The organism is Rhizobium moroccans (genome assembly GCF_057559155.1).
In genome coordinates this window covers 144563-166358 of the sequence record NZ_JBHFJG010000047.1, presented here as the reverse complement: position 1 = coordinate 166358, position 21796 = coordinate 144563, and the positions used below count along the sequence as shown (strand labels likewise).

The following is a 21796-nucleotide window of genomic DNA, read 5'->3' as shown; positions in this document are numbered from 1 at the left end:
GGCGGGCTTTCCCCCGCCGGGTTCATGGGAGGAAAACTATGGTCAGGCGCTTAGCGGCTGCCGTAGATCTTGTCGAGAGTGCCGCCGGAGGCGAAGTGCTCTTCCTGGATCTTGTCCCAGCCGCCGAAGACGTCGTCGACATTGACGAGGCGGATTTCCGGGAACTTGTCCTTGAACTCGGCCCCTACCTTCTCGTCATGCACGCGGTGACCGAACTCGGCGGCGATGCGCTGGCCTTCCTCGGTGTAGAGGAAGTCGAGATAGGATTTCGCGAGTTCGCGCGAGCCGCGCTTGTCCGCGACCTTGTCGACGATCGCGACCGGGAATTCGGCAAGCAGGCTGACCGATGGGGTCACGCCCTCGACCTTGTCTGCGCCGTACTGCTTGGCGATGCCGCGCGTTTCCGCCTCGAAGGTGATCAGCACATCGCCGATCTCACGTTCGACGAAGGTCGTCGTTGCGGCGCGGCCGCCGGTGTCGAAAACCGGAACGTTGTCGAAAATCTTGGTGATATAGGCTTCGATCTTCTCCGCATCGCCATGATAGGCCTCGTTCGCCCAGGCATAGGCTGCGAGATAGGTATAGCGCGCATTGCCGGAGGTCTTCGGGTTCGGGAAGACTGCGTGCACGTCGTCACGGGCGAGATCGCCCCAATCCTTGATGTTCTTTGGGTTGCCGGCGCGCACCAGGAAGGACGGGAAGGAATAGAAGGGCGAGGCGTCGTTGGCGAAATCCTTCTGCCAGTCTTCGGAAACGAAGCCCTGCTTCACCAGGAAGTTCACATCGGTCACCTGGTTGAAGGTCACCACGTCGGCCTCGAGACCCTCGACGATCGAACGGGCCTGCTTGGAGGTGCCGGCATGCGACTGATCGACGGTGATGCCGGGGTGCTGCTTGATGAAAGCCTCGTTCTCGGCCGCGAAGAGCTCGCGGGCCACGTCATAGGAGGCGTTGAGGATGGTCGTCGGCGCTTGCGCGAATGCCGGCGCGGCGAAAAGCGCGGCAATGGCGGTGCCGAGGATCAGGAGGCGGTTCATGAAAGTCTCCGGTAATTCGTCTGATTGGCGACGAAACTACCGAGAGCGACGGAGAATCACGAGAAACCGGCAACCGCTGCCGGTCTCGCGGTTGGAATTTTCCTCCATTTTCAGAGGTATTTGGCGACGCTTTTCCTCAGCCTCCCGAGTCAGAGCCGGTGGTCGGGAAAGAGCACCGCATGTTCCGCCACCAGATAGCGGTCTATGTCAGCCTCGCTCACCTGCGAAAGCGCGGCGGGAGACCATTGCGGATTGCGGTCCTTGTCGATGATCGCTGCCCGAACGCCCTCGTAGAAATCGTGGTTGCGGAGAACCTCCGAGCCCGCCGCGAACTCCCGCTCCAGGCACTCCACCAGTCCGGAACTGCCGCGCCCAAGCCGGATCAACCGCAGCGCCAGCTTGAGGCTGGTCGGCGAGCGTTTTGCGATGATCTCCCGAGCATTCGCGGCAAACTCGCCCTCTTCCTTCTCCAATGCCGCAACTATCTCCTCGACCGTATCGAAACGGAAGGCACGATCGATGAGGGCGCGTTCCGCCTCCAGCCGGCTTTCGCCCGGCATCACGGCGAAACGGTCGATGACCGCCCGCACCTGCTCATCGGACGCCCCGCCCTTGAGCTCGCCGAGCGCTTCCACCAGCGCAGCGAGCCTTTCCGAAGGAACGCAGACATCCGCGAGGTTGGCGTAGATCGCATCCGCTGCGCCGATCACCTCACCGGTCAGTGCAAGCCAGGTACCGACCTCGCCGGGCGCTTTCGGCAGGAGCCAGGTCGCCCCGACATCGGGAAAATAGCCGATGCCGGTTTCCGGCATCGCGAGCCGCGTGCGTTCCGTGACGATCCGGTGCCGGCCATGCGAAGCGAGCCCAACGCCGCCGCCCATAGTGATGCCGTCCATCAGCGCCACATAGGGCTTGGCATAGTGCGAGATCAGGTAGTTCAGCGGAAACTCCTCCCGCCAGAAGCGCGTCACTTCCGGATCGCCGGCCTTCCCTGCCTGGTAGATGACGCGGATATCCCCGCCGGCGCAGAGCCCCCGCTCCCCCTCGCCCTTCAGCACGACGCAGGAAACTTCCGGATCGGCTGCGAAGTCCTCCATCGCCTGCCGCATCTCGCGAACCATTGGAAGATTGAGGCTGTTCAGCGCCTTCGGTCGGTTGAGGCGAAGAAGCGCTACGGTGCCGGCACGGCCCAGAAGGATTTCATCGTTCTGGATCAGGGGATCTTGCATGCTTGTCTCCGGTTCGATGCCAAGTGTTAGCGATTGTCGGCCAGGATCATCTCGGCCGCCTTTTCGGCGATCATGATAGTCGGCGAATTGGTATTTCCGGAGGTGATATTGGGCATGATCGAGGCATCGGCGATACGAAGCCTGCCGAGAGCGCGCATTTTCAGCCTGATATCGACGACGCTTTCCGGGTCAGCGCCCATGCGAGCGGTCCCGACCGGGTGGAAGATCGTCGTGCCGATATCGCCCGCCGCCCTTTCCAGATCCTCGTCCGTCTCATAGGAGGGGCCAGGTTTGTACTCCTCCGGGTGGTAGCGGGCGAAGGACGGCATCTTCACGATTTCCCGCGTGAGACGCATTGCCTGCACGGCGATGTCGCGATCGGCAGGCGCGGAGAGGTAATTCGGCGCGATGGCCGGCTGCGCGGCGAAATCCGGGCTCTTGGCGTGCACCGAACCCCGGCTTTCCGGCCGCAGATTGCAGACGCTCGCGGTCATGGCCGGGAAGGCGTGCACCGGATCGCCGAACTTGTCGAGCGAGACCGGCTGGACATGATACTGCAGGTCCGGCGTCTCCTTGTCCGGTCCCGAGCGGGTGAAGATGCCAAGTTGGCTTGGCGCCATGGACATAGGCCCCGAACGGCGGAAGGCATATTCGAGTCCGATCGACGCCTTGCCGAGAAGGCGCGAGGCCTTTTCGTTGAGCGTCGGCACGCCTGTGACCTTGTAGACCATGCGCAATTGCAGATGATCCTGCAGGTTTTCGCCAACGCCCGCCACTTCCTTTACGATCTCGATCCCGGCATTTTGCAGCACATCGCCTCGGCCGATGCCGGAAAGCTCCAGGATCTGCGGCGTACCGATCGCACCGGCGCTGAGCACCGTCTCGCGCAGCGCGCGCGCCTGTTTCATCCCGCCTTCATGCTGGAACTCGACGCCCCTCACTTCGCCGTTCTCGATGATCAGCCGCCGGACATGCGCTTTGGTCAGTACATTCAGGTTCTTACGGCTCAATGCCGGCCGCAGGAACGCTTTGGACGTATTCCAGCGGATACCAGAGCGCTGGTTGACGTCGAAATAGCTGGAACCCTCGTTATTGCCGCGGTTGAAATCCTCGATAATCGGGATGCCGGCCTCTTCGGCCGCCTTTTGGAAGGCATCCAGCACCGCCCAACGGACGCGCGCCTTCTCGACCCGCCATTCACCGCCCGCGCCGTGCATCTCGTCGGCGCCCTTATAGAAATCCTGGGATTTCCTGAAATAGGGAAGCACATCGTCCCAGCCCCAGCCGGTGCAGCCCATCTGCCGCCAAAGGTCGTAGTCGCGCGCCTGGCCGCGCATGTAGATCATGCCGTTGATCGAGGAGCAGCCGCCGAGGATCTTGCCGCGCGGATAGAAAAGCGAACGGCCGTTCAGCCCCTCTTCCTTCTCGGTGGTGAAGCACCAGTCGGTCCGCGGATTGTTGATGCAATAGAGATAGCCGACGGGGATATGCACCCAGTGGTAATTGTCCCTACCGCCGGCCTCCAGCAGCAGGACGCGGTTACGGCTGTCGGCGGACAGGCGGTTCGCTAGCACGCAGCCGGCGCTTCCCGCTCCGATGATGATGTAGTCGTAGTTTTCCATGCTACCGTTCCAACGTTAGCCTGCTGCGTCTTACTTCCTGTCATTCCTGTCCTCGGACTTGATCCGAGGATCCGTCACAGGAATCCAGTGCGCCCAAGTCCTTGGGCGCAGGAGATTCTCTTGCGCATCATCATGAGAGCCCTTTCACGGCGCGGACGCGCCGTGGCTGGATTCCTGTGGCAAGCACAGGAATGACGGGGACGTGGCAACTCACCCGATAAGATGCACCCTCTCACCGGTGCTCGAAGCCGAGCTTCCGGCCGAGCCGCGAGGCGTAGAATTCTCCGATGAGGCCGCGCCGGAAGAGGAGAACGCAGACCATGAACACGACGCCCGTGATGATCGTTACCGGGAAATCTGAGGTCGCGAGATAGTTCTGCAGCGTCACCACCAGCCCGGCGCCGAAGATCGGCCCGATCAGCGTGCCGATGCCGCCGAGCAGCGTCATCAGGATCACCTCGCCGGACATCTGCCAGGTGACATCCGTCAGCGTCGCGAACTGGAAGACCAGCGCCTTGACGCCTCCCGCCAGCCCCGCGAGCGCCGCAGACATCACGAAGGCACCGAGCTTGTAGCGGGCGACGGAATAGCCGAGCGAGGTGGCCCGCGCCTCGTTCTCGCGGATCGATTTGAGGATCATGCCGAAGGGCGAGTTGATGAACCGCCAGATGATGAGCAGGCCGATGACGAACACCGCCAGCACGAAATAGTACATGTTGGTCGGCTGGTTGAGATCGACGAGCCCGAAAAGGTGGCCGCGCGGCACGGACTGGATGCCGTCTTCGCCTTGCGTGAACTCCGCCTGCAGGCAGAAGAAATAGAACATCTGCGAGAGCGCCAGCGTGATCATCGCGAAATAGATGCCCTGCCGGCGGATCGCCACGAAACCCATGACGAGACCGAGAATGGCGGCGCCGGCGACGCCGAGCAGAATCCCGAGCTCCGGTGTAAGTCCCCATTCCTTTACCGCATGGGCGGTGAAGTAGGCAGCTCCGCCAAAGAAGGTCGCATGACCGAAGGAAAGCAGTCCGGTATAGCCGAGCAGCAGATTGAAGGCGCAGGCGAAAAGCGCGAAGCAGAGGAGCTTCATCAGGAAGATCGGATAGAAGAAGGCCGGTGCGATAACCAGGAGGGCCAGGCCCGCCGCGAGGAAGATCGCATAGGTCATCGATGCGGTGGCCGAACGCTCCGTCCGTTTCGCGGAAGTAGTGCTGTGGGTGAGATCGGTCATATCACGCATCCCTTCCGAAAAGACCGGCAGGCCGGATCAGAAGCACGATCGCCATGATGACGAAGATGACGATGTTGGACGCCTCCGGATAGAAAACCTTGGTCAACCCCTCCGCGATGCCCAACATGTAGCCGGTAAGGATGGCGCCCATGATCGAACCCATGCCGCCGACCACGACCACCGCGAACACCACGATGATGATGTTGCTGCCCATCAGCGGCGAGACCTGATAGATGGGCGCGGCCAGCACGCCGGCGAAGGCCGCAAGACCGGCGCCGATGCCGTAGGTGAGCGTGAGCAGCATCGGCACGTTGACGCCGAAGGCCTGCACCAGAACGGGGTTTTCCGTCGCCGCGCGCAGGTATGAGCCGAGCTTGGTCTTTTCGATGAGCAGCCATGTGCCGATGCAGGCGGCAAGCGACACGACCACCACCCAGCCGCGATAGATGGGCAAGAACATGAAACCGAGATTCGTTCCCCCGGCAAGCGCGGGCGGCACCGAATAGGGCTGGCCGGCAGCGCCGTAGAGATAGCGGAAGGTGCCCTCGATCGTCAGCGCCAGACCGAAGGTGAACAGCAGACCGTAGAGATGGTCGAGCTTGTAGAGCCGCGACAGCAGCGTGCGTTCGATCAGCGCGCCGAAAAGGCCGACGATCACCGGCGCGAGGATGAGCGCGAACCAGTAGTTGATGCCGAAATACTGCAAGAGCAGCATGGCGGCGAAGGCGCCGAGCATATATTGCGCGCCGTGAGCGAAGTTGATGACGCGCAGAAGCCCGAAGATGACCGCAAGCCCGAGGCTCAAGAGCGCATAGAACGAGCCGTTGATGAGGCCGATCAGCAACTGACCGAGAAAGGCCTGGAGCGGTATGCCGAAGATCATGGTCATGGCGTCATACCCCCAACACTTTATGCAGCTTGTCCATGCGGGCAGGCAGTTCTGAAACCGGGAAATCCGCCACCATTCTACCGTGATCCATCAGGTAGAAGCGGTCCGCGACGCGGCTTGCGAAGCGGAAGTTCTGCTCCACCAGCAGTACCGTCATGCCGCGTTCCTTGAGTTTCTTCAAAACCTCGCCGATGCGCTGCACGATGACGGGCGCGAGCCCCTCGGTGGGTTCGTCGAGGACAAGGAGGCGTACGCCGGTGCGCAGGATGCGGGCGATCGCCAGCATCTGCTGCTCGCCGCCGGAAAGCTTGGTGCCGGGGCTCGAACGCCGCTCCTCGAGATTGGGAAAGAGATCGTAGATTTCCCGGATCGACATGCCGCCTTCTGCGACGACCGGCGGCAACATCAGGTTTTCTTCGACAGTCAGCGTCGAGAATATGCCGCGCTCCTCCGGCACGAAGCCGAGGCCCACATGCGCCGTGCGGTGCAGCGGCACGGAAAGCATGTCCCTGCCGTCAAAACGGATTTCGCCTTTCCGCTCGCGAATGATGCCCATGATGGTGCGCAGCGTCGTGGTCTTGCCGACGCCGTTGCGCCCGAGAATGGTGATCGTTTCACCCTCGCCCACCGTCATATCGACGCCGTGCAGGACATGGCTTTCGCCATACCAGGCATTGAGATTGGAGACTTGCAGAAGAGGTTTCATCTTACGCCTCCTCCGTGCCCATGTAGGCGAGCCGCACACGCTCGTCCCGGCTGACGGCGGCGTAATCGCCTTCTGCGAGGATCTCGCCTCGCTGGAGCACGGTGACATGATGGCAGATATCGGCGACCACCGATAGATTATGCTCCACCATCAGCACCGCGCGCTCCTTTGCGACCTTGCGGATGATGCTGGAAACCGTGCCTATATCCTCCTGCCCCATGCCGGCCATCGGCTCGTCGAGCAGCAGGACCTTCGGGTCGAGCGCCAGCGTGGTCGCGATCTCCAGCACCCGCTTGCGGCCATAGGAAAGATCGGCGGCAAGCGCGTTGCGCTCGCGCTTGAGGCCCACTGCCTCGATGAGTTCGTCGGCGCGGGCGTTCAACCGGTTGAGCGAAGACATGGGCAGCCAAAACTGGGTCGAGAGACTGTTCGGCCGCTGCAATGCCACCCGCACATTGTCCAGCACGGTAAGATGCGGAAAAACGGCGGATATCTGGAAGGACCGCACCAAGCCCATCCGCGCCACCTTGTCCGGCGGTGTCTTGGTGATGTCGGAGCCAAGCAGGGTGATGGAACCGGCCGTCGGCTGCAGGAACTTGGTCAGCAAGTTGAACACCGTCGTCTTGCCGGCCCCGTTCGGACCGATCAGCGCATGCACGCGCTGATGCCGCACGTCCAGATCGACGTTCTTCACCGCAGCGAAGGCGCCGAAGTTCTTGCTGAGGCCGCGGGCGGAAAGCACCACCCGCGGCTCGTTGTCCGTCAATGTCGCGGAGACCGCCATGAGATTTACTTCACCAGCTCGCAGCCGCTCTTGGCAGGGTCCATATAGGCTTCCTTGCCGGGAATGGTGGCGAGCACGTTGAAGTAGTCCCACGGCTCCTTGCTGTCTTCCGGCTTCTTCACCTGCAGCAGGTACATGTCGTGGATCATGCGCCCGTTCGCCGCGACCGTGCCGCCGCGACCGAAGAAATCGTCCACCGGCATTTCGTGCAGCGCCTTGGCGACAGCCTCCGTCTCGTCGGTGCCGGCCTTCTCGATGGCCTTCAGATATTGCAGCACCGAGGAATAGGTGCCGCTATGCACCATGTTCGGCATCTTGTTGGTGCGCGCGAAGAATTTCTTGGCGAACTCGCGGCTCTGGTCGTCGAGGTTCCAATAATAGCCTTCCGTCAGCGTCAGGCCCTGCGCCGCCTCGAGCCCGAGGCCGTGCACTTCCGCAAGCGTGAAGAGCAGAGCGGCGAGGTTCTGGCCACCGGCGGTGATCCCGAATTCCGCCGCCTGCTTGATGGCGTTGGAGGTATCGAGGCCCGCATTCGCCAGCCCGATCACCTTGGCGCCGGAAGATTGCGCCTGAAGCAGGAAGGAGGAGAAATCGGTGGTCGCCAGCGGATGTCGGACCGCCCCGACGACCTGGCCACCGCTCGATTTGACGAAGTCGCTCGTCTGCTGCTCCAGCGAATAGCCGAAGGCATAGTCGGCGGTCAGGAAGAACCAGCTGTCACCGCCCTGCTTCACCAGCGCGCCGCCGGTGCCGACTGCCAGCGCATGCGTGTCATAGGCCCAATGGAAGCCGTAGGGGCTGCACTGTTTGCCGGTAAGGTCGGTGGTCGCCGCGCCGGTGACGATGTCGATCTTCTTCTTTTCCTTGCCGAGCGCCTGCACCGCGAGCGCGACCGACGAGGTCGTCAGCTCCATGATGGCATCGACCTGCTCGGTATCATACCACTGGCGGGCGATATTGGAGGCGATATCCGGCTTGTTCTGGTGGTCGGCATCGACGATCTCGATCGGCATGTCGAGCACCTTCCCGCCGAAATCCTCGACGGCCATCTTCGCGGCCTCGACCGAGGACTTGCCGCCGAAATCGGCATAAACGCCGGACTGATCGTTCAGAATGCCGATCTTCACCTTGCCATCGGATACGCTCTGCCCGAGCGCGGCGGTGCTGCCGGCCAGCAGAAATGCCAACGAGGCAATGAGATTCTTTCGCATGAATTTCTCCTCCCAGAGAGTGCCAGATTGCGAATCTGTTCAAAATTGGCGAGCCGCCCTCCTCAAAGCGGTCATTCCGACCCCATGGTTCCGGAAAACTCCGGTTGACGCAAGGAGGCGCACCCAATTAATTGCAAACAGCATCTGTGCATTTTTGAACAGAACTGCGGGAGGAGCATGAGCGGAAATCCGAATTTCACCTGGGACGATCTGCAATACTTCCTGGCGGTCGCCCGAACCGGGCAATTGTCGACGGCGGCCCGTCACCTGCGCACCAGCCACGCCACCGTTTCCCGCCGCATCGACCGGCTGGAATTCGCCCTCAAGGTGAAGCTCTTCGAGCGCAATCCGCGCGGCTATGTTCTGACCGCCATGGGCCAGCGCTTCATCGACACTGCGGAAAAGATAGAACTGGAGGCGGACCGCCTGCAGGCGGACATCGTCTCGGGCAGCACGGCGCAACGGGGCGTCGTCCGCCTGAGCGCGCCGGAAGGCTTCGCGAACTTCTTCTTCGCCCATCGGATGGGCGAGTTCACGGCGCAGCACCCGAACCTCTCGCTGGAACTGGTGACGATCCAGCAGATCATGTCGCTTTCCCGCAAGGAGGCGGATATCGCCGTCACCCTCGATCCGCCGAAGGGCGGGCCCTACCTCATCGAGAAGATCACCGACTACACACTCAACGTCTACGGCGCGAAAACCTATCTCGCCCGAAACGAGCCTATCGCCTGCAGGGAAGACCTCCTCGCCCATCCCTTCATCGGCTATATCGAGGATATGATCTTCGCGCCCGGCCTCGACTATTTGGGCGACGTGCACCCGGGCATCAAGCCGCGCTTCCAGAGTTCCAGCATTTTCGCGCAGCTGACGGCGACGCGAAACGGCCTCGGCCTTTGCGTGCTGCCGCATTTCATCGCCCGGCACCAGCCCGATCTCGAGATCGTGCTGCCCGATGAAGTCGACCTCTTGCGGAACTACTGGCTGATCCGGCATCGGGACCTCAGCCAGATCCCGCGCGTGCGGGTGGTGGCGGACTATATCGTCGCCGCCGTAAACGCCAACAAGGACGCCTTCCTCCGCAAATCGTGAGGAAGGCGTCCCGTGTCCATCATTCGGCAGCGATAGGAAAGTCCTTGCGCTCCTCGAAGAGATCGCGCTGGTCGGCGCCTGTCTCTTCCTTGTTTTTCGGCTCGCGGCCGAAGAACAAGGCGTAGCCGGCGGGCAGGACGAGTATGGTGAGCACCGTAGCGACCAGAATGCCGCCCATCATCGCATAGGCCATCGGTCCCCAGAACACCTCGCGCGAGATCGGGATCAGCGCGAGTATCGCGGTCATCGCAGTCAGCGTGATCGGCCGGAAGCGGCGAACCGCGGCACCCACGATCGCCTCCTGCCGGGGCATGCCGGCGGCGATGTCCTGATCGATCTGGTCGATGAGGATGATGGAATTGCGGATGATGATGCCGAGCAGCGCGATGACGCCGAGGATCGCCACGAACCCGAAGGGCGCGCGGGTGATGAGCAGCGCCATGGCGGCGCCGATCACCCCGAGCGGCCCTGTGGCGAGCACCAGCATGGCCTTGCCGAAATGCTGGAGCTGGATCATCAGCAGAAGCAGGATGACGAACAGCATGATCGGCGCCTTGGCGGCAATCGAGGCCTGGCTTTCGGCCGAGTCCTCCGCGCCGCCCTGGATCTCGACCCTGTAGCCGGCCGGCAGGCTGGCCCGGAGATCGGCCATGTTGCCGTAGAGGTTGAGGGCAACCTGGGTCGGCTCGATGCCGTCCGGCAGGGTCGCCTTGACGGTGATCGTCGGCAGGCGGTCGCGACGCCATTCTATGCCCTGCTCGAATACCGGCATGACCTTGGCGACCTGCGAGACCGGCACGAAGCCGCCGAAATCCGTCGGGATATAGACAGACTGCACGGCCGAAAGCAGATTGCGGCTTGCTTCCGGCTCGCGGGCGACGATCGAGACCGTCTCCTCGCCGTCGCGGAAATCATCGAGCGGAGCGCCGGAGGCGGCGGCCTGCAGCATCTGACGGATACGCTGCGAGGTGACCCCGAGCGCGCGGGCGCGATCCTGGTCGATCACCAGCTTCATGGCCGGCACCGGCTCCATCCAGTCGTCGTGGATCGCGCCGAAGTTCGGCTGTTCCTCGAAGCGGGCCTTCACGGCATCGGCGATGCGGCGAACTTCTGCCTTGTCCGGGCCGGTGACGCGCATCTGCACCGGCCAGCCGGTCGGCGGGCCGAGGAAGAGCCTGTCCACTTTGCCGCGCACGGACGGGAAATCCTCCGCCAGGATGGCGCGCAGCTTGACGATCAGCCGTTCGCGGGCATCCACGTCCTTCGCCATGACCAGAAGCTGCGCATAGTTCGGGTTACGAAGCTGCTGGTCGAGCGGCAGGAAGAAGCGCGGCGCACCCTCGCCGATATAGGTGGCGACGAAGGTCTTGTCTGGATCGGGCAGGATCTGTTCCTCGAGAGCCTTCGCTTGCCGCTCCACTTCCTTGATGCTCGTCCCTTCCGGCAGCCACATATCGACCAGGATCTCGGGCCGTGAGGATTGCGGGAAGAAGCTCTGCGGAATGAAGTTGAAGGCGTAGAGGCTGCCGCCGAAGGCGGCGAACGTCAGCAGGATGACGATGATCCGGTGGCGCACCGCCCAGCTGATCGTACCGCGCAGGCGATGGTAGAAGCGGGTGTCGTAGACATCCTTGTGCGTACCCGCATGGGCGCGCTGCTTGAGCAGCATATACCCGAGCCACGGCGTGAAATAGACCGCCACGAACCAGGAGGTGACAAGCGCGATGCCGACCACGAAAAAGAGCGAGCGCACGTATTCGCCCGCGGTCGAATCCGCAAAGCCGACCGGTATGAAGCCGGCAGTGGTGATGAGCGTACCGGTCAGCATCGGGAAGGCGGTCGAACGATAGGCGAAGCTCGCCGCATCGAGGCGCTCGAGCCCCTCCTCCAGCTTGCGCTCCATCATCTCGACCACGATCATCGCGTCATCGACCAGCAGGCCAAGCGCAATGATGAGCGCGCCAAGCGAGATGCGCTGCAGATCGATGCCGATATAGTACATGATGGCGAAGGTGGCTGCGAGAACCAGCGGGATGGCGATCGCGATCACGATCCCCGAGCGCCAACCGATCGAAATGAGCGAGACGATCAGCACGATCACCAGCGCTTCCATGAGCGCGCGGGTGAATTCGCCGATCGCTTCCGTGACGACTTCCGGCTGGTTCGATATCTGCTCGACGGCGACACCCACCGGCAGCGTCTGTTCGAAATTATGATAGGTATCCTCGACCGCGTGGCCGACATCGGTGACCTTGAACCCCTTGGCCATCACGACGCCGATCTGGACCGTATCGTGGCCGTTGAAACGGAACTTGCGCTGGAACGGGTCTTCCAAGCCTTCGCTGACGGTCGCGATATCGCCGAGGCGGATCACCTGATCGCCGCTGCGCAGGCGCAGTTCCCGGATGTCCTCGGGCGTGGTGATGTCGCCCTCGACCGCAATGCGCACGGATCGCTCGCTGGTCTCCACACTGCCGGCCGGATCGACATTGTTCTGACCGGCAATGGCGTCGCGGATATTGACGACGGTCAGCCCGCGCTCGGCCAGAGCCTTCGAGGAGACGTCGATATAGATCTTCTGCGGCTGGTCGCCGAGGATCACTGCCTTCTCCACGCCAGGCGTCCCAAGCAGCATGTCGCGCGCCTGGATGGCGATCTTCTTGAGTTCCGGATAACTGTAGCCATCGCCGCTGATCGCGTGCAGCGTGATGAAGGTATCGCCGAATTCATCGTTGAAATAGGGACCGAGAAGACCTTCGGGCAGCTCCTGCCGGATATCGCCTACCTTCTTGCGCACCTGATAGAAGGCGTCGGCCACCTCCTGGGCATTGGTATCGCCCTTGATCTGGACGGTGGTGATCGCAAAGCCGGCGCGCGTATAGGACCGGACGAAATCGAGATGCGGGGTTTCCTGCAGCTTGCGCTCGATCTTGTTGACCACCTGGTCCTGCATTTCTTCGATCGAAGCGCCCGGCCAGACCGATTGCACCACCATCACGCGGAAGGTGAAATCCGGGTCCTCCTTCTGGCCCATGTTCATCACGCCCAGGACACCCATGACGATGATGAGGCCAAACAGGAAGCGGGCGATACTCGGATGGCCGATCGCCCAGCGCGAAAGATTGAAGGGTTCCTTGCCGGAGGAAGGATTGGCCTTGTTGGAGGAGGTCATGGTCGTGTCCTTCGGTCCGATCTCAGGGCTTCACGGAAGCCGTGGACATGCTGTTGACGTTGCCGAACCGGGAACTCACCATTTCCGGCAGCTTGACCTTCATGTCTTCCTTCATGAACTGCGTGCCGGCGGAAACGACCACGTCCCCGGTCGAAAGACCTTCCGAAATGCGCACGCCGTGATCAGAAAAGGCGCCGACCGTGACGGGCTGCGACCTGACGGTTCCCGCCTGCCGATCCACGACCCATACCACGGCCTTGCCGTCCTTCTCACCGAGGGCGGCAAGCGGAATCGCATAGCCTGGAACGGCATTGTCCTCGGTCGCTTCGATCGTGGCGGTCATGCCGAGCAGGACGCGCGGGTTTTCCGGCAGGCTGACACGAACGGCAAAGGTGCGCGACTGGGCGTCGGCGCTGCCGGCGACCTCGCGGACGCTGCCTTCGAGAACGAGATCCGGATCGGACCAGAAGCGGGACTTGACGGTCTTGCCGGGACGGAACTGGCCGATATCCACTTCCGGAACGGCGATCTGCACCTCCTTGCCGCCATCGACCGCAACGGTGACGACCGGCGTCCCCGAGCCGACGACCTGGCCGATATCGGCGCTGACGGTCGTCACGATACCGTTCTGGCCCGACCTTAATTCGGTATAGGCAACCTGGTTGCGGGCCTCCTCGAGCGCGGAAGCGGCAGACTGCTGGGCGGAGACCGCCTGGTCATGGGTCAGTGTCGCCTGTTCCAGTTCGGACTTCGAGGCGATGTTCTTGGAAAAGAGGCTTTGAGCGCGACGGCGGGCGAGTTCGGAAATCTCTTCCTGCTTCGTCGCGGATGCGAGATCGGCCTCGGCGCGGCGCAAGGCAAGCTGGTAATCAACGGCGTCCAGCTTCGCCAGCACGTCTCCGGGACCGACGCGATCGCCCACGTCCACGAGACGCTCGGTGATCTTGCCGCCTACGCGGAACCCGAGATTCATCTCGGTGCGCGCCTTGACGGAGCCGGAATACTCCAGCCGCCGCCCCTGATCGGGTTCGCCGACCTCGACGACCTTCACCGGCCGGATAGTCTCCTGGGCGTTTGTAGCCCCCTCACCTTCCGAACATCCCGCAAGAAGAGCCAGCGCCGCTGCCACGACGCCTCCCTTGAACAATAGCGAAACATTACGCCGTGTAGTCGAAACGAACATGAGCCGCACTCCTGATGGCGGTGATGAACTTTAGCACTATCTCAAAGCCCGCAGGCCGAACTCGACGAGGTCTTCCGGTTTGCCGATCCGGCTCTCGAGCAGACAGTCGGCGACGAGCTGCGGATGGCACAGTATCACCATGCTCGACATGAAATTTTCCGCAGCGAGCTCGACATCCTGGTCGCGGAACTCGCCGGCCTCGACGCCTTCCTTGATCAGGACGGCGATAAGCGCGCGAATTTGCTCCAGATGCTCCTCGATAGCCGGCCATTGCTGCTCGATGGCGATGATGACCATCTCGTGAACCTTCTGCTCGTCTATCATGGTCTCGAGCGTGATGCGGTGCTGCTGCAGTATATGATCGCGCAGCCTCTCGGCGGCACTGACCGGGCGCCCGGCATTGGCCAGAGCCACCTGATAACTGGCCTCGAGCATGCGTTTGGCAAGAGCCTGGTGGATATCCGCCTTGGAAGAGAAGAAACGGTAGATGTTGGCCGGCGACATGCCAAGCTCACGAGCGATGTCCGCGACATTGGTCTTGGTGTAGCCGTAGTGTCGGAACAGCCGCTCCGCCGCATCGAGGATACGGGCGACGTTTTCCTGACGGTTCGCTTCGATGGCCTGAGCGTGGGGTTCCATCTCGGTTCGGCTTTCTTTACGTGTGACGAATTTCATTTTTCATCAGCACTAAATCGACATCGCTCCTTTGTCAACTTCCCGCTGCGGCTGCTGCGGCAGGAAATTCACCGAGAGGATGGAACAAAATTGGACGAATGGCATTATGATGCGTTGCCGCAGGGGTGCATTGCGGGGTGTCGAATAAACATGCTTGAAAACTCTGGTATCCCGCTGATGAACGAGGAGCGCTACCGGCTTCTCATCGAGGCGATTACGGAATACGCGATATACATGCTGGACGTCGAAGGCCGTGTCGCCAGCTGGAATCCCGGCGCTCGCCGGTTCAAGGGGTATGACCCCGACGAAATCCTCGGCGAGCATTTTTCCCGCTTCTACACCGAGGAAGACCAGTCCGCCGGCCTGCCCCAGCGGGCGTTGGAAACGGCTGCCACGGAAGGACGCTTTGAAAACCAGGGCTGGCGTGTTCGCAAGGACGGAAGCCGCTTCTGGGCGCATGTCGTCATCGACCCCATCCGGGACAGTTCCGGCAGGCTCGCGGGTTTTGCCAAGGTCACGCGCGACCTCACCGAACGCAAGCAGACCGAAACGGAGCTGAAGGGCAGCGAACAGAAGTTCCAGCTTCTCGTCCAGGGCGTCACCGATTACGCCCTCTACATGCTCGATCCGGAAGGCTACGTCACCAACTGGAACGTGGGGGCCGAACGCATCAAGGGCTATACCGCCGACGAGATCGTCGGCTGTCATTTCTCGCAGTTCTATACCGAAGAGGACCGCCTCGCCGGAGAGCCGCAGAAGAGCCTCGACACCGCCCGGCGCGAGGGTCGCATTGAGAGGGAAGGCCTGAGACAGCGCAAGGACGGAACCCGCTTCTGGGCGCATGTCATCATAGATGCCATTCACGACGAGCGTGGAGAACTGATCGGCTTTGCCAAGATCACCCGCGACGTCACGGAAAAGATGGAAGCGCAGAAGGCGCTGAACCAGGCTCGCGAAGAACTTTTCCAGGCCCAGAAGATGGAAGCGATCGGCCAGCTCACCGGTGGCATCGCCCATGACTTCAACAACCTTCTGATGGCGATCCTCGGCAGCCTGCAGATCCTGCGCAAGCGCATGCCCAACGACCCTTCGCTCAGCCCGCTGGTCGATAACGCCATCCAGGGAGCCGAACGCGGCGCCGCCTTGACGCAGCGCATGCTCGCCTTCTCCCGCAGGCAGGATCTGAACATGCAGGCGGTGGACATTCCCGCGCTGGTCACGGAGCTGATGGATTTCATGCAACGCTCCCTGGGGTCGACGGTTCGGATCGAAACCAGGCTTGCCGAGCATCTGGCTCATGTGATGACCGACCCCGTGCAGCTCGAAACAGCGCTGCTCAACCTCGTCGTCAATGCGAGGGATGCGATGCCCGGCGGCGGGGCCATCATCATCGAAGCACGCGAGATCGACATCCCGGCGAGGCGGGGCAGCCTCAAGCCCGGCCGCTATGTGGAGCTCAGCGTCGCCGACACCGGCGAGGGCATGGACGAGGAGACCTTGATCCAGGCCACTACACCCTTCTTCACTACCAAGGGGGTCGGCAAGGGAACAGGGCTAGGTCTTTCCATGGTCCAGGGCCTCACCGAACAATCCGGCGGCAAGCTGGCGATCGAGAGCAGGAAAGGCGAAGGGACAAAGGTTTCGCTGTTCCTGCCGAGCGCGGATACTCCGGCATCCTCCCAACCCGCGGAAGCGGCAGCATCATCGGTGGCGGTTCCCAGGAAACAACTCACCGTTCTTGCCGTCGACGACGACGCGCTGGTGCTGATGAACACGACCCTCATGCTCGAGGACCTGGGGCATCAGGTGATCGAGGCTTATAGCGGCGTCGATGCGCTGAACACTCTCCGCAACGGCGACAACCGGATCGACCTTGTGATCACGGACCACTCCATGCCGCGCATGAGCGGCTCGGAGCTTGCCGCGGAAATTCAAGCACAGTGGCCGGATTTGCCGATCGTGCTGGCCACGGGCTATGCGGAACTGCCGAGCGGCGGCGACAACCGCCTTCCGCGGTTGGGCAAGCCTTTCTCCCAGGACCAGCTTCAGGATGTGATCACGACTGTATTGTGCACCAAGGCCTGAACAAAAGCGGGCGTGACGGCGTTGTTTTCCCGGTCCGACCAGGGAGAACGCCGCAATGGTATTCAAGCACCAGCATTTTCATGAGACGCCTGCCGAGGTGGAGGCGGAGTTCCCACCCCGCGCGACGGTGGAAAGCGCAGTTTCGGATGCGCTCGCGTCCGCGGGCGGAGTCGATGCCAGCGATGTGACGGTAACCGTAAAAGGCGGTGAGGTCACGCTGATGGGCACGGTCCAGGTGCCGGAGGAAATCGGGCGGGCCGAGGAAGTGGCCCGGAGCGGGTCCGGCATCACGTCAGTCCGCAACCTAATCCGTCACACCGCGCCTTCTTTCTTCAACGGTGGGCAAAGGCCACTCTGACCTACTGATCTTCTTCCTGAAGGAAGGGCAACCGCGTGTACGATTGCCCTTCTTTCAAACAAAGATCACCGTGGCAGCGCATAGGCGATGACATAGTCGCCGGGCTTGGTGCCGACCGATCCGTGACCGCCGGCGACCATCACCACGAACTGCCGGCCGTCATCCACCGCATAGGTCATCGGCGTCGCCTGTCCACCGGCCGGAAGGCGGGCTTCCCAGAGCTGGCGGCCAGTCGTGAGATCATAGGCACGCAGATAATCGTCCACGGCCGCACCGAGGAAAGCCACGCCGCCCTTGGTGATCATCGGACCGCCGATGCCCGGAACGCCGACCTTGAAGTGCAGCGGCAGCGGCGTCATGTCGTAGACCGTGCCGTTGCGGTGCTTGTAAGCGATCTCGCCGGTGCGCAGGTTCGCACCCGCCACATAGCCCCATGGCGGCGCCTGGCAGGGAATCTGCAGCGGTCCCAGGAACGGCCCCATATAGACGCCGTAGGGCGCGCCTTCGTTGCGGTTCAGCCCCTGTTCGCTACCCTTCTCGTCCGCACCCTTTGGCGGGATTTCCGAACGCGGGACGAGCCGCGAGGTAAAGGCGAGATAGGTGGGCATGCCGAACATGACCTGGCGCTCGGGATCGACCGCGACGCTGCCCCAGTTGAACGTGCCGAAATTGCCGGGATAGACGATCGTGCCCTGCAGCGACGGCGGCGTATAGCGGCCCTCGTATTTCAACTGGTGGAACTTGATGCGGCACACCATCTGGTCGAACATGGTGATGCCCCACATGTCCTTTTCTTGAAGCGTCTCGGGCTTGAACGTCAGCGCCGAGGTGGGCTGGGTCGGCGCGGTGAAGTCCTCCGGGATGGCTCCGCCTGGAGCCGGCTCTTCCGTCACCGGAATGATCGGTTCCCCGGAACGCCGGTCGAGCACGTAGATATCGCCCTGCTTCGTCGGCCCGACGAGCGCCGGCACCACGTTGCCGTCCGGTTGCGTGATGTCGAGCAGAACCGGCTGCGCGGGAACGTCCATATCCCAGAGGTCGTGATGAACGGTCTGCCGCACCCATCGATCGGCGCCGGTATTAATGTCGAGCGCGACGATCGAGGACGAATATTTCTCCACGTTTTCGCTGCGTCCCATGCCGAGCTGGTCCGGCACCTGGTTGCCGAGCGGGATGTAGACGAGGCCGAGCTCCTCATCGACGCTGAACACCGACCAGCTGTTCGGCGAATTGGTGCTGTAGGTCTGGCCAGGGGCCAGCGGCTGGGTCTGGGTGGGATTGCCGGAATCCCAATTCCAGATGAGCTGTCCGCTGTTGACGTCGTAGGCGCGGATGACGCCGGACTGTTCCTGGGTCGAATAGTTGTCGTTGACTGCACCGCCGATGATGATCTTGTTGCCGACGATCGCCGGCGGAGATGTGGAATAATAATATCCCGCCGGGTTGTACCTCATCCCGGTTTCCAGATGCAGCACACCCTGATCGGCGAAGGACGTGCATATCTCGCCGGTCTCCGCATTGAGGGCTATGAGGCGCGCGTCGGACGTCGGCAGATAGACGCGCTGGGCGCAGGCCGTGCCGGGTGCCGCTGCCGGATCGGCGTAATAGGTCACGCCGCGGCAGGTCTGGTGTTGCCGGTCGGGGTTCATTCCGGAATTGGAATCGAACTTCCACTTCTCCTGCCCGGTCGTCGCATCGAGCGCGATCGCCCAATTGTGCGGCGTGCAGAGGTAGAGCATATTGCCGACCTTCAGTGGCGTCACCTGATAGGTGGTCTCGCCGACATCGTCCGGCAGCTTCACGTCACCGGTCTGGTAGCGCCAGACTTCCTGAAGATCGGCGACGTTTTCCACATTAATCTGGTCGAGCGGCGAATAGCGCTGACCGTAAGGCGTGCGGCCATACTGGTGCCATTCCCCCGGAGGCACGTTGCCGCCAAGCGCGGGCGCCGCCGCAACCGCCTCTTCCGGAAGCTCTCCATCGATATTGTACGGGTCCATGAACATCGAAAGCACCGCGACCGCGACCGCGATCACGATCGATAGCGCCAGCGGCGTGGCGCTCGCGCCGTAGCGATAGCCCGTCGTGGGGCTGCTGAAACCGAGCGGCTTCCTTACCCATGGGGTGAGCAGCCACAGCCCGAGCAGGACGATGAGACCGCCGCGCGGTCCGAGCTGCCACCAATCGAAACCCACTTCCCATATCGCCCAGCCGAGCGATGCGAGGATGATGACCGCATAGACGCGCAGTGCCATCGCTCTTCGGAGAAACAGCAGGACGGCCGTCAGGATGAAGGCAAGTCCCGCAACGAGATAGTAAGCGCTTCCCCCGAGCAGCAGCAAATGGCCGCCGCCGATGGCCAGCGCGATCCCGATCAGCATGAATATGATCGCGGTGATCATGATGGTCATATCGGAAAATCCTGTTTCGCTGGAAGATCCCGGCACGACGACGCCGTGCTTCCCCGCCGCCTCAACACAACGCGCGCAAAAAAGTTCCAGGCCCAATCGCGGCGCGTGCAATTTTCCGGAACGACTCTACCCGCAGCATAGTTTTGAACGATCACGGAGATTCGATCAATGCTGACGTCGAATAAAGGACCGGCCTTCGAGACGCCCGGCGCGGAAGGCGGCACGCTTGTGGAGGTCCGGCGGGACGCGGAGGACTGCACCCGCTGCGACCTTTATCGCGACGCCACCCACATGGTCTTCGGCGAAGGACCGTCGAAGGCCGATATCGTGTTCGTGGGCGAGCAGCCGGGCGACAAGGAAGACTTGGCCGCCCGCCCCTTTGTCGGCCCGGCCGGAAAGCTCCTCGACAAATGCCTGGAGGAAGCCGGCATCGACCGCGACCGTTGCTACGTCACCAATGCCGTGAAGCATTTCAAGTTCACCCCGCGCGGCAAACGGCGCATCCACTCCAAGCCGAATGCGGGCGAGGTGCGGGCTTGTTCCTGGTGGCTTGCCGCCGAGCTGCGGCTCCTGAAACCATCGCTGGTCGTGTCTCTCGGAGCGACCGCCCTATATTCCCTGCTCGGGCGGCAGGCCAAGGTCACCCGCGACCGCGGACAAATCCTCAGCACGCCGAGCGGTGTGCCGGTGCTTGTGACCATTCATCCCTCCGCCCTGCTCAGGAGCCGGGACCGGACGGATGCCGAGATGAACCGCGCCCGGTTCGTCGATGATCTGCGAAGGATCGGTGATTTTTTGAAATGACAGAAGGACCGAGGATATCCCGTGGCATACGAACTCTATTACTGGGACGGCATTCAGGGCCGTGGAGAATTCGTGCGGCTAGCCCTTGAGGAAGCCGGGGCGCGCTATGTGGACGTTGCCCGGGGCAGCCGGGGAACCGCAGCGATGATGGACTACATTCATGGACGGCATGGCTTCGACATGCCCTTCGCCCCTCCGTTTCTGAAGGACGGCGATCTGGTGATCTCCCACGTCGCCAACATTCTCCACTATCTCGGGCCGAAGCTTGGCCTTCTGCCCGAAGATGAAAAAAGCCGCTGGTTCGCCCATGGCCTGCAGCTCACGATCACCGATTTCGTGGCCGAGGTGCACGACACCCATCACCCGCTGGGCTCGGACGACTATTACGAGGACCAGAAGGAAGCCGCCAAGGTGCGCGCGACGAATTTCCTGAAATACCGGCTGCCGAAGTTCATGGGCTATTTCAACCGCGTCGTCGGCGCCAATCCGACGCGGAGCGGCCATGCGGTCGGCGATCGGCTTACCCATGTCGATCTGTCGCTGTTCCAGCTTGCCGAGGGGCTCGCCTACGCTTTTCCACATGCGACCAGGAACCTCGACAGGGATTACCATCACCTCGGCAAGCTGCGCGAGATGGTGAGAGACCGGCCGAACGTCGCGGCTTACCTGCGTTCGGACCGGCGCTTGAGCTTCAACGAATCCGGCATATTCCGGCACTATCCGGAACTCGACGATGGGTCGGCGTAAGATGCTGCCGACGTCCGCATCTATTCGATGACGGCGCAGGCAAGCCGGTTGCCGGCGTCACCCGAAGGCTGGCTGGAATAATCGTCCTGGCCGCCATGCACCATCAGCGCGCGGCCGGTGATGCCGTTGTCACCCCCGCCGAGCGTGACTGCGCTGTTGAAGACCTGGGCGCGAAGCGTGCCGTCCGCTCCCACATACTGATTGGGCATGTCGCCCGCATGCGGCCCGTTCTCCGCCTCATAGCCATGCCGTGCGCCGGTCGGGTTGAAATGGCCGCCCGCCGATTCATGGCCGGTCGTATGATCGCAGGTTCCCGTCTCATGAACATGGAAGGCCACCCATTGACCAGCCGGAAGCCCGCTCACCTCGATCTCGATCAGGACGCCGGTCTTCGTGCCGGTCAGCGTCGCCGTGCCGACGTCCTTGCCGTCGGCGCCGACGAATTTCGCCGTGGCCGTCGCCGGCTCCTGCGCGATTGCGGCGGCTGCCAAAAGGGTCGGGAAAAGGGCTGCTGCGAGGGTTCGTCTCATGCCTTGTGCTCCTCTATGGTTCCGACGAGCCGC

The 21796-nt window shown here is 62.4% G+C and carries 18 protein-coding genes; 5 read left to right on the top strand and 13 right to left on the bottom strand.

The window, feature by feature from the left end; translation table 11 throughout:
- Nucleotides 1–50: 50 nt before the first annotated feature.
- From cysP to ACE04I_RS22280, 8 genes are all read right to left on the bottom strand, one after another.
- Nucleotides 51–1037 (bottom strand): thiosulfate ABC transporter substrate-binding protein CysP, encoded by a 987-nt coding sequence (gene cysP / locus ACE04I_RS22315; RefSeq protein ID WP_046794822.1) that lies wholly within the window; start codon nucleotides 1035–1037, stop codon nucleotides 51–53.
- Between the two features lie 149 nt (nucleotides 1038–1186).
- A complete protein-coding gene (locus ACE04I_RS22310) occupies nucleotides 1187–2266 on the bottom strand; it encodes an enoyl-CoA hydratase/isomerase family protein (protein ID WP_046794823.1) in 1080 nt (359 codons plus the stop codon).
- 26 nt (nucleotides 2267–2292) lie between these two features.
- Nucleotides 2293–3888, bottom strand: coding sequence for a GMC family oxidoreductase (locus ACE04I_RS22305; protein WP_046794824.1), 1596 nt, complete (start codon nucleotides 3886–3888; stop codon nucleotides 2293–2295).
- Between the two features lie 232 nt (nucleotides 3889–4120).
- Nucleotides 4121–5119: a branched-chain amino acid ABC transporter permease gene (locus ACE04I_RS22300; protein ID WP_046794825.1), complete on the bottom strand. Its 999-nt coding sequence runs from the start codon at nucleotides 5117–5119 to the stop codon at nucleotides 4121–4123.
- A gap of 1 nt (nucleotide 5120) precedes the next feature.
- Nucleotides 5121–6008, bottom strand: a complete 888-nt coding sequence (locus tag ACE04I_RS22295) for a branched-chain amino acid ABC transporter permease (protein WP_046794826.1) — start codon at nucleotides 6006–6008, stop codon at nucleotides 5121–5123.
- A 4-nt stretch (nucleotides 6009–6012) separates the two neighbouring features.
- Complete coding sequence (locus ACE04I_RS22290) at nucleotides 6013–6714, bottom strand: ABC transporter ATP-binding protein (RefSeq protein WP_046794827.1); 702 nt, start codon at nucleotides 6712–6714, stop codon at nucleotides 6013–6015.
- Nucleotide 6715: 1 nt separating this feature from the next.
- A complete protein-coding gene (locus tag ACE04I_RS22285; RefSeq protein WP_046794828.1) occupies nucleotides 6716–7498 on the bottom strand; it encodes an ABC transporter ATP-binding protein in 783 nt (260 codons plus the stop codon).
- A gap of 5 nt (nucleotides 7499–7503) precedes the next feature.
- Nucleotides 7504–8709: an ABC transporter substrate-binding protein gene (locus ACE04I_RS22280; RefSeq protein ID WP_046794829.1), complete on the bottom strand. Its 1206-nt coding sequence runs from the start codon at nucleotides 8707–8709 to the stop codon at nucleotides 7504–7506.
- 177 nt (nucleotides 8710–8886) lie between these two features.
- Here ACE04I_RS22280 and ACE04I_RS22275 point away from each other — a divergent pair, with 177 nt between their 5' ends.
- The gene (locus ACE04I_RS22275; RefSeq protein ID WP_046794830.1) at nucleotides 8887–9798 is read left to right on the top strand and encodes a LysR family transcriptional regulator; all 912 of its coding nucleotides are present in this window, start codon (nucleotides 8887–8889) and stop codon (nucleotides 9796–9798) included.
- A gap of 19 nt (nucleotides 9799–9817) precedes the next feature.
- Here ACE04I_RS22275 and ACE04I_RS22270 read toward each other — a convergent pair whose 3' ends face one another.
- From ACE04I_RS22270 to ACE04I_RS22260, 3 genes are read right to left on the bottom strand one after another with little or no spacing between them, the layout of a single operon-like run.
- Nucleotides 9818–12970, bottom strand: coding sequence for an efflux RND transporter permease subunit (locus tag ACE04I_RS22270; protein WP_046794831.1), 3153 nt, complete (start codon nucleotides 12968–12970; stop codon nucleotides 9818–9820).
- Nucleotides 12971–12992: 22 nt separating this feature from the next.
- Nucleotides 12993–14153, bottom strand: a complete 1161-nt coding sequence (locus tag ACE04I_RS22265; RefSeq protein WP_046794832.1) for an efflux RND transporter periplasmic adaptor subunit — start codon at nucleotides 14151–14153, stop codon at nucleotides 12993–12995.
- Nucleotides 14154–14189: 36 nt separating this feature from the next.
- Nucleotides 14190–14792 carry a TetR/AcrR family transcriptional regulator gene (locus tag ACE04I_RS22260; RefSeq protein ID WP_046795093.1) on the bottom strand — a complete coding sequence of 201 codons (603 nt, stop codon included), beginning with the start codon at nucleotides 14790–14792 and terminating at the stop codon, nucleotides 14190–14192.
- A gap of 180 nt (nucleotides 14793–14972) precedes the next feature.
- On the opposite strand from ACE04I_RS22260, the gene ACE04I_RS22255 reads away from it, so the two are divergent.
- Nucleotides 14973–16913 carry a hybrid sensor histidine kinase/response regulator gene (locus ACE04I_RS22255; protein ID WP_487207618.1) on the top strand — a complete coding sequence of 647 codons (1941 nt, stop codon included), beginning with the start codon at nucleotides 14973–14975 and terminating at the stop codon, nucleotides 16911–16913.
- Between the two features lie 55 nt (nucleotides 16914–16968).
- Nucleotides 16969–17271: a BON domain-containing protein gene (locus ACE04I_RS22250; RefSeq protein ID WP_487207608.1), complete on the top strand. Its 303-nt coding sequence runs from the start codon at nucleotides 16969–16971 to the stop codon at nucleotides 17269–17271.
- A gap of 65 nt (nucleotides 17272–17336) precedes the next feature.
- Here the strand turns inward: ACE04I_RS22250 and ACE04I_RS22245 are convergent, their stop codons facing one another.
- Nucleotides 17337–19682: a glucose/quinate/shikimate family membrane-bound PQQ-dependent dehydrogenase gene (locus ACE04I_RS22245; RefSeq protein WP_046795094.1), complete on the bottom strand. Its 2346-nt coding sequence runs from the start codon at nucleotides 19680–19682 to the stop codon at nucleotides 17337–17339.
- Between the two features lie 168 nt (nucleotides 19683–19850).
- On the opposite strand from ACE04I_RS22245, the gene ACE04I_RS22240 reads away from it, so the two are divergent.
- Nucleotides 19851–20486 (top strand): UdgX family uracil-DNA binding protein, encoded by a 636-nt coding sequence (locus ACE04I_RS22240; RefSeq protein WP_046794835.1) that lies wholly within the window; start codon nucleotides 19851–19853, stop codon nucleotides 20484–20486.
- A gap of 21 nt (nucleotides 20487–20507) precedes the next feature.
- Entirely contained in the window at nucleotides 20508–21233 is a 726-nt protein-coding gene (locus tag ACE04I_RS22235) for a glutathione S-transferase (RefSeq protein ID WP_046794836.1), read from the top strand.
- 20 nt (nucleotides 21234–21253) lie between these two features.
- Here the strand turns inward: ACE04I_RS22235 and ACE04I_RS22230 are convergent, their stop codons facing one another.
- Nucleotides 21254–21763 (bottom strand): superoxide dismutase family protein, encoded by a 510-nt coding sequence (locus tag ACE04I_RS22230; protein WP_046794837.1) that lies wholly within the window; start codon nucleotides 21761–21763, stop codon nucleotides 21254–21256.
- Nucleotides 21764–21796: the final 33 nt, after the last annotated feature.

What these genes read in the sequence shown, in the direction of transcription:
- cysP (WP_046794822.1), bottom strand. Translation starts at nt 1,037, where the DNA reads ATGAACCGCCTCCTGATCCTCGGCACCGCCATTGCCGCGCTTTTCGCC.
- ACE04I_RS22310 (WP_046794823.1), bottom strand. Translation starts at nt 2,266, where the DNA reads ATGCAAGATCCCCTGATCCAGAACGATGAAATCCTTCTGGGCCGTGCC.
- ACE04I_RS22305 (WP_046794824.1), bottom strand. Translation starts at nt 3,888, where the DNA reads ATGGAAAACTACGACTACATCATCATCGGAGCGGGAAGCGCCGGCTGC.
- ACE04I_RS22300 (WP_046794825.1), bottom strand. Translation starts at nt 5,119, where the DNA reads ATGACCGATCTCACCCACAGCACTACTTCCGCGAAACGGACGGAGCGT.
- ACE04I_RS22295 (WP_046794826.1), bottom strand. Translation starts at nt 6,008, where the DNA reads ATGACCATGATCTTCGGCATACCGCTCCAGGCCTTTCTCGGTCAGTTG.
- ACE04I_RS22290 (WP_046794827.1), bottom strand. Translation starts at nt 6,714, where the DNA reads ATGAAACCTCTTCTGCAAGTCTCCAATCTCAATGCCTGGTATGGCGAA.
- ACE04I_RS22285 (WP_046794828.1), bottom strand. Translation starts at nt 7,498, where the DNA reads ATGGCGGTCTCCGCGACATTGACGGACAACGAGCCGCGGGTGGTGCTT.
- ACE04I_RS22280 (WP_046794829.1), bottom strand. Translation starts at nt 8,709, where the DNA reads ATGCGAAAGAATCTCATTGCCTCGTTGGCATTTCTGCTGGCCGGCAGC.
- ACE04I_RS22275 (WP_046794830.1), top strand. Translation starts at nt 8,887, where the DNA reads ATGAGCGGAAATCCGAATTTCACCTGGGACGATCTGCAATACTTCCTG.
- ACE04I_RS22270 (WP_046794831.1), bottom strand. Translation starts at nt 12,970, where the DNA reads ATGACCTCCTCCAACAAGGCCAATCCTTCCTCCGGCAAGGAACCCTTC.
- ACE04I_RS22265 (WP_046794832.1), bottom strand. Translation starts at nt 14,153, where the DNA reads ATGTTCGTTTCGACTACACGGCGTAATGTTTCGCTATTGTTCAAGGGA.
- ACE04I_RS22260 (WP_046795093.1), bottom strand. Translation starts at nt 14,792, where the DNA reads ATGGAACCCCACGCTCAGGCCATCGAAGCGAACCGTCAGGAAAACGTC.
- ACE04I_RS22250 (WP_487207608.1), top strand. Translation starts at nt 16,969, where the DNA reads ATGGTATTCAAGCACCAGCATTTTCATGAGACGCCTGCCGAGGTGGAG.
- ACE04I_RS22245 (WP_046795094.1), bottom strand. Translation starts at nt 19,682, where the DNA reads ATGACCATCATGATCACCGCGATCATATTCATGCTGATCGGGATCGCG.
- ACE04I_RS22240 (WP_046794835.1), top strand. Translation starts at nt 19,851, where the DNA reads ATGCTGACGTCGAATAAAGGACCGGCCTTCGAGACGCCCGGCGCGGAA.
- ACE04I_RS22230 (WP_046794837.1), bottom strand. Translation starts at nt 21,763, where the DNA reads ATGAGACGAACCCTCGCAGCAGCCCTTTTCCCGACCCTTTTGGCAGCC.